This window comes from Bacillus sp. JJ1764, assembly GCF_036962145.1.
GTDB lineage: Bacteria > Bacillota > Bacilli > Bacillales > Cytobacillaceae > Neobacillus.
In genome coordinates this window covers 1-1,637 of record NZ_JBALNY010000263.1, presented here as the reverse complement: position 1 = coordinate 1,637, position 1,637 = coordinate 1, and the positions used below count along the sequence as shown (strand labels likewise).

Genomic DNA, 1,637 nt, shown 5'->3' with positions numbered 1-1,637 from the left:
GTGTAGACGAGGCGGAATTAGGTTCAACTTTCTTTATTTATAAACCTGACGATTCAAACGTTCAAGATTTTATTGTAGGTTACCATTTTTCTCCAGAGTGAAGGGCGTTCTCCTCTGTCAACGCTATTGATTTTTCAGCAATTGGGCGCTTTTCTGAAATAAAGAAAGCGTCTTTCTTTATGAAAAGGGCCATTTAATAGATTAACATTTAAAAGAAAATTGGGTATGTATATTAAAGTTTAAGGCAGTTACGTTCTACCCTGGCTGCTGATATAATAAGACCAAAATAAATAAGTTCAACCAGAAATATTTAGCATTCTGGCTAACCTTATACTACGAACGGTGCAGTTTACTTGAAGAGTGGAAGAAGGTATTTGTTTTAAAAATCAGAATATATATATATAACACTCTAAAACAATGATTAAGGTGGAAACGAAATGGACAAAAGAGTTCTATTCGACTTTGAAATCGAATTTACCAATGGCGGTGGAATTCAAGGGCAGGAATTCCGTCTTGATATTGAGGGAGATGATATTTCTGAGGAAGAGTTAGCTAAGTATATTGTAGAAGATATGAGGTTGCTAATGGTTGGTAAAGTAAGGATACTCAATAAGAAAATCATAAATGAAAAACATAAACGAAGACCTGATGACAACAATTAGCTTCATTTCTATATTGCTGAAACGGGAGCTGTAAAGAATTTCTTTATTTGTCAAGCTCACATCTCTAATTCCGATACAATGTTTAGAATTTTAAAGTAAATAACGTGTATTACTCTATATACAGTTTACTGAATATTGTAAAAAAACGATTGATATTCCGTATAATTGAAGTTGAAAAAAAGTAAGGGGATAAGATATGAGTAAAGAAAAGGAAATCAGGAGTGTATGGAAACTTATAATACTTCATTTGTTTCCAGGAATAGTGTTTAGTATAATTTATGTATTTCTATTGAAGGTAGGGGTTTTTGAAAATTATCCTAAATTATTTATATTTAGTTTAGCAGGGATTTTTTCTATAATACCTTTAGAACTTGGATATTTATTCTATGTAGCAAAGAAGGAAGTAGGAAGTTTTAATATATTTAAAATACTAGGTTTAGAAAGTAAGCTGAAGGTTAAAGAATACATATTTTACACACTCTTATTGTTTATAGTGACAGGGATACTTATGACAGCCCTAAAGCCACTTTCAAATAATCTATTAAATACTGTATTTGGTTGGATTCCAAGTTCCTATAATTATGTGCAAGACATGAGTCAATTTGATAGAAATATTATAATCATTTCAATATTAGTAAGATTCTTCGTTTTTACACTTATATTACCAATAATTGAGGAGCTTTACTTTAGAGGATATTTACTTGCCCGTATGAAATGGATGGGAAAATACAGTGTTTTTTTAAATGTAATATTATTTTCAGTTTATCATTTTTGGTCACCTTGGCTTATTATAACAAGAATTTTATCGCATTGTATTATTTTGTATATAAAAAGGATTCATTAAAATTAGCCATTCTAGTACACTGCTTGTGTAACTTTACAGATGTGGTAGCTTTTATATCTTTGTTGGTAAAAATATAAATTAATTTAGTTCGACACTATTTTTAAACAAAGCCTTTATTTGTTTATATTTCA

Annotated in this window: 2 protein-coding genes; both read left to right on the top strand. The window is 29.7% G+C overall.

From position 1 onward, the window contains the following. Positions 1-437 precede the first annotated feature (437 nt). Positions 438-662, top strand: coding sequence for a cyclase (locus V7083_RS23635; protein WP_335482658.1), 225 nt, complete (start codon positions 438-440; stop codon positions 660-662). A gap of 196 nt (positions 663-858) precedes the next feature. Next, on the top strand, positions 859-1,506 hold the full coding sequence (locus tag V7083_RS23630; protein ID WP_335482657.1) for a CPBP family glutamic-type intramembrane protease: 648 nt from the start codon (positions 859-861) through the stop codon (positions 1,504-1,506). Positions 1,507-1,637 lie beyond the last annotated feature (131 nt).

Excerpts from the sequence above, each read along its gene's own strand:
- V7083_RS23635 (WP_335482658.1), top strand. The coding sequence starts at position 438 with ATGGACAAAAGAGTTCTATTCGACTTTGAAATCGAATTTACCAATGGC.
- V7083_RS23630 (WP_335482657.1), top strand. The coding sequence starts at position 859 with ATGAGTAAAGAAAAGGAAATCAGGAGTGTATGGAAACTTATAATACTT.